Source organism: Streptomyces sp. NPDC001880 (assembly GCF_053594575.1).
This window is the reverse complement of the sequence record NZ_JBSFET010000197.1, coordinates 1-4,557: the sequence shown is the minus strand read 5'-3', so window position 1 is coordinate 4,557 and position 4,557 is coordinate 1. Positions and strand designations below refer to the sequence as shown.

The 4,557-nt window shown below is 67.9% G+C and carries 7 protein-coding genes and 1 pseudogene; 5 read left to right on the top strand and 3 right to left on the bottom strand.

Annotated elements, in window-relative coordinates; all coding sequences use genetic code 11:
• The 4 genes and pseudogenes from ACWCQ6_RS35925 to ACWCQ6_RS35910 form a co-directional block, all read left to right on the top strand.
• Nucleotides 1-224 (top strand): annotated as a pseudogene (locus tag ACWCQ6_RS35925) (type II CAAX prenyl endopeptidase Rce1 family protein); the annotation flags it as partial.
• A gap of 3 nt (nt 225-227) precedes the next feature.
• The gene (locus tag ACWCQ6_RS35920) at nt 228-353 is read left to right on the top strand and encodes a hypothetical protein (RefSeq protein WP_451096526.1); all 126 of its coding nucleotides are present in this window, start codon (nt 228-230) and stop codon (nt 351-353) included.
• Between the two features lie 217 nt (nt 354-570).
• Entirely contained in the window at nt 571-942 is a 372-nt protein-coding gene (locus tag ACWCQ6_RS35915; protein WP_451096524.1) for a VOC family protein, read from the top strand.
• A gap of 78 nt (nt 943-1,020) precedes the next feature.
• Entirely contained in the window at nt 1,021-1,353 is a 333-nt protein-coding gene (locus ACWCQ6_RS35910; protein WP_451096522.1) for a lamin tail domain-containing protein, read from the top strand.
• Between the two features lie 61 nt (nt 1,354-1,414).
• Here the strand turns inward: ACWCQ6_RS35910 and ACWCQ6_RS35905 are convergent, their stop codons facing one another.
• Nucleotides 1,415-2,470 carry a tyrosine-type recombinase/integrase gene (locus ACWCQ6_RS35905; protein WP_451096520.1) on the bottom strand — a complete coding sequence of 352 codons (1,056 nt, stop codon included), beginning with the start codon at nt 2,468-2,470 and terminating at the stop codon, nt 1,415-1,417.
• A 253-nt stretch (nt 2,471-2,723) separates the two neighbouring features.
• Here ACWCQ6_RS35905 and ACWCQ6_RS35900 point away from each other — a divergent pair, with 253 nt between their 5' ends.
• Complete coding sequence (locus ACWCQ6_RS35900; protein WP_451096518.1) at nt 2,724-4,076, top strand: MFS transporter; 1,353 nt, start codon at nt 2,724-2,726, stop codon at nt 4,074-4,076.
• A 160-nt stretch (nt 4,077-4,236) separates the two neighbouring features.
• On the opposite strand, the gene ACWCQ6_RS35895 is transcribed toward ACWCQ6_RS35900, so the two are convergent.
• Both ACWCQ6_RS35895 and ACWCQ6_RS35890 read right to left on the bottom strand, forming a co-directional pair.
• A complete protein-coding gene (locus tag ACWCQ6_RS35895; RefSeq protein WP_451096516.1) occupies nt 4,237-4,362 on the bottom strand; it encodes a hypothetical protein in 126 nt (41 codons plus the stop codon).
• Nucleotides 4,363-4,366: 4 nt separating this feature from the next.
• The coding region (locus tag ACWCQ6_RS35890; RefSeq protein ID WP_451096514.1) for a transposase at nt 4,367-4,557 on the bottom strand (191 nt) is incomplete at its 5' end.

The window sequence follows — 4,557 nt, the reverse complement described above, 5'->3', positions numbered from 1 at the left end:
CGGCCGTGGGTCACGCCCCGCTGTGGGCGTCGATCGGCACGCACCTGACCGTCCTGACCGTGAACCGCATCATGCTGCAGGGCGAGGACCGCGACGCGGGCGTGACGGTGGAGCAGGCGTCTGGTAACGCGGTGCTGCTCGTACCGCTGTACCTGGTGGTCGTCGCGATCGCATTCCTGGCGCGCCGCCGGGTCACGCGTCGGCACACGCCCGGCGAAAAGTAGGCGGTGACCGCCACCGGACTGCTCGATGCCGGGCTCCCGGTCCGCGCAGAGGACGGGACCGCCACCCTGGTCGACGACGTCCGGTACGGCCTTCGCCTCACGGACTCCGACGACGCCAGCCCCTACTGACACCCCTCATGGCGAGACCACTGACACCCAGTGGCAGACTCCACTGACTTCTCCGTGGCGGACTGTCCTGTCCCAGATAACTGTAGGTAGGGCGAGGCTGTGACCTGCGGTGCCTACAGTTGGGTGGGACAGGTCGGCGGTGGGTGTCCCGATCAACTGTAGGCAGCCGCCTCTAGGGTGTTGATCGCGGAAGTCCACTGGTTGGCCCGGAGGTGCCATGTCCCTGCAGATGAAGCTGGTCGCGATAACGCTCGACTGCCCTGATCCGCTGGCTTTGGCAGCGTTCTATCAGCAGGCCACCGGCCTTGAACCGCACCCGAAGTCGGACTCCGACTTCGCGGGTCTCAACGGTGAGCACGGAATCTTCATCGGTTTTCAACGGGTCGACGACTACCGGGCTCCGAGTTGGCCCGACCAGATCGTCCCCCAGCAGCTTCACGTCTGCTTCAAGGTCGATGAGGACTTGGAGGTGGCCGAAACCCAGCTGCTGGAGCTGGGTGCGGGCAAGCCGGATCACCAGCCGCATGGGGACAAGGCGCGGGTCCTCACCGATCCGGCTGGGCATCCCTTCTGCATCAGCCTGCGCTGATCGCCGGGTGCACGAGGTCCTCGACCTGTCTTGCTGTGGCCTCGCCCGGACCCGGCGGGCCCCGGAGGCGTACGCCTGGTGAGAGGCCCGACGGGGAGTCGCCCCCGATATCAGCGGTGCTCGGCGGGGCTGCTGTCCACCGTCCAGCCGGATTCGGCCGGGAGCAATGCCTGGGTACTGGTAGACGCGTCGAACCACAAGTACACGTTCGGCAGCTACACGCTCGGCAAGGGCAAGACCGTCACCATCCGCACCGGCAAGGGCAAGAACACGGCGACGAACCTGTACCAGAACCGCGGAGCCTACGTCTGGAACAACGACAAGGACACGGCGACGCTGAAGAAGTCGAACGGCTCGAAGGTTGACAGCTGCTCGTACAACTCGACGAGGGCCGACTACAAGATGTGCTGAGCCCGCCTGTAGGCCCCGGTCTCCTATCTCTGACCCACGGTGCAAGGTAGAGCCGCGTCCGCTACCGGTTCCGGCGACGTGCTGCGGGGTCGCGCTCCGAGACGTGCCGGGCGACTGCGTCGACGCCGGGGCGGGCGTACCGCTCCAGGGAGCGGACGGAGGCGTGGCGGGAGCGGGCCAGCAGCATTGGGGTGGAGGTGCCGTCCTCGGCGTCGTGTGTGAGGGCACTGTGGCGGAGCCGGTGGAGTGTGAAGCCGTCCAGGTCCTCGATGTCCTCGGGTGAGGCGAGCGGGTTGGCCAGCAGCCGGGTGTTCTCCTCGAAGATTTCCTCAGCCCGGCGGTAGGAGAGCCGGGCCCGGCCGGTCTCCGGGCACACGTCAAGCGTCGGCGTTCCGGCCGGGGCCTTGCGGTCGGTGAGGAACAGCGGGCCACGGGTGCGGCGGGCGATGAGGCGGGGCAGGAGCTGGGCGGTGCTGGACTGCCAGTGGATCCACTCGGTCGCCCCGCCCTTGGCGGTGATCTTCCCGCGTTTGTCCTGCGGGTACAGGTCGTCCACGTTCAGGCATAGCACCTCATCGGCCCGAGCGGCGGACTCGTAGAGCATCTTCCAGAACGTCTTTTCCCGCAGCGGGACTTCCAGGCGCCACAGGGCCGCGATCTGGTTCTCGGTCAGGGCCTTGGTGCGGTCGGGCGGTGCCGGCCGCCGCTCGATGCCGATCGTCGGATCGCCGACGATCCAGCCCTGTCGCTGCCACCAGCCGATCGCCTTGCGCGCGATGGGCAGTTCCCGGTTGACGGTGTCGGCGTCCATCTCGTCCGCCCGCGCCGCCGCCAGCTCGGCCAGCACCTCCGGCAGCGCAGGGTCGTCGATCGCGGCGACGGGGAAGACGGGCGGCTTCGCGCCCCGACGGGCGGGTCTGGTCGGCGCCGGTTCGCCGGCGAGCATCCACCCCCACGTCGTCAGCGAGATCCGGTAGATCCGCGCGGAGGACTTCGCGATGCCCGCGCCGGTGAGGTACCGCTCGACAGCCGCGGTGTACGACGACGGCGGGGCGGACAGCGGCACCACCCGGGCGCGCGGCAGCCGAAGCGCGCCCCCGCTCCCGATTTCGGTCACCGGTTCGATCGTCACGTCCGTCCCGCCCTTCCGGTACTGCCGCAGTAATTGCGTACACCTCGCCCCGGCGGCCGGAATGGCCCGCAGCAGGTCGCGGTGATCACGGTAGAGGGCCTGCCGCAGTAAATCCGGTATTTACTGCGGCAGGTGAACTCACCGCACATCTCTCTATTGCAACTCTATTGCTATTGCAAGTAATGAGCGGAAAGCTAGGTCAGTCCTTACTGTCAACTCGGGATGCGGAGCCGCCCTTATGCCCCTGATGCCGGAACCCGGACCACAGCGCGTCCTCGCCGCCTCGAACTTCGTCTACACCGTCGGCAGCGGCCTCTATCTGACCGCTGGAGTCCTGTACTTCACCGAGGCCGTCCGACTACCGGCAACCCAGGTGGGCCTAGGACTCGGCATCGCCGGTGTCCTCTCGCTGGCCGTGGGCATCGCTGTCGGTCATCTCGCGGATCGGCACGGAGCACGTGGTGTCTATGCGATCACCCTCGTCGTCCAGGCGTTGGCCACTGCTGGCTTCTTACTGGCAGACAGCTTCTGGCTGTTCGCTCTCGCGGTAGGCACGGCCATGGGCGCCAAAGCGGCCGGACTGGCCGCACGCAGTCCACTCATCAGGCACTACGGAGGGGACCGGCCGCAGGCGTTCCGCGCCTATCTCCGCGCCGTGACCAACGTGGGCATTTCCCTCGGCGCCCTGCTGGCGGGCTGGGCCGTCCAGGTGGGCACCCTTCCCGCCTACCGACTCCTGGTCATCGGCAACGCGGTCGCCTTCGCGGCTTCCGCGGCGATCCTGATCCACCTGCCGTCGGTCACACCTGTCCCCACCACCGGCGGCCCCCGCTGGATCGCCCTGCGGGACCGCCCCTACCTCCTGCTCGCCGCCCTCGACGGCATCATGGCCGTCCAGTTCAAGGTGCTCACGGTGGCCGTCCCACTCTGGCTGGTCACGGCCACCACCGCCCCGCGCTGGCTCATCTCGGGCACCATGCTCATCAACACCGTCATCGTCATTGCGTTCCAGATACGAGCCAGCCGCAGCATCGATTCCCCAACGGCAGGCGGAGCCGCTTACCGTCGAGCAGGCGTGGCCTTCCTCGTCTCCTGCTCGCTGATCTCCCTGTCCGCGGGGATACCGGCGTGGGCCGCCGCCGCGCTGCTCATGACCGCGATGGTGATCCACACGATCGGCGAGCTGTGGCACTCCGCCGCAGGCTTCGAGGTGTCCTTCGCCCTCGCCCCGCAGCACGCCACCGGCCAGTACCTCGGTGTGTTCGGCCTCGGCGCCGGACTGGCCGAAGCCCTCGGCCCGGCCCTGCTCATCTCACTCTGCATCACCTGGGGCCGCCCCGGTTGGTACGTCGCAGGCGCGCTGTTCACCCTGACGGGCCTGGCAGCACCACTCGCCGTCCGCTGGGCACAACGCCACCAGCACAATCGGCAGGCACACCCACAGGCCGTGTGGAAGGAAGCGGCCGCCCTGAAAGGCTCCGGAGGACGTTCAACATCGACGGCTGCCACAGGACAGACGCTGAGGCCGGTCGGCGTTTCGAAGATTGGAAAGGCTGGGACGCAAGGCGAGACGACTTGGGCCGCTGACTAACCGCCTCGATCGGGGAGAGCGGTCAGCGGGCTACCGCCGCGGTAGCTTCGTCGGATCGCGGACGCGGCGCGCTGGCCAGCAGGCCCAGGTCGAGTCGCTTGTCCATGTCAAGGCGGAAGGTGCCGTATGAAGTTTCACCGTGATCTTGGACACGTCGTCGTTACGCCGCGAGGGCCTGATCCTGCTGGTAGCGCAGGCGTGTCTCGTGGGGTGTGAGGTAGCCCCAGTGGACGTGCTTGCGCAGGCGGCGTCTGTTGTAGAAGGTCTCGATGACCCCGTTGCCCAATAGCCTATGCGGCGAGGTGTGATGTCCGGGTGGGGGCGAGTGGTTGCCCGGTCCACCAGGCATCGAGTCGGAGTAGGTTGACGGCGGTGGCTGTGAGGACGTGTGCGAGGGCGGTCTTCCGTAGTCCTGTGTAGCGGCTTCTGCGGGCGCCGGCGGCCACGACCGCTTGGTGGATCGTGCCTTCCACGCCGGAGC

Coding starts and splice junctions, on each gene's coding strand:
- ACWCQ6_RS35915 (WP_451096524.1), top strand. CDS start 571: ATGTCCCTGCAGATGAAGCTGGTCGCGATAACGCTCGACTGCCCTGAT.
- ACWCQ6_RS35900 (WP_451096518.1), top strand. CDS start 2,724: ATGCCCCTGATGCCGGAACCCGGACCACAGCGCGTCCTCGCCGCCTCG.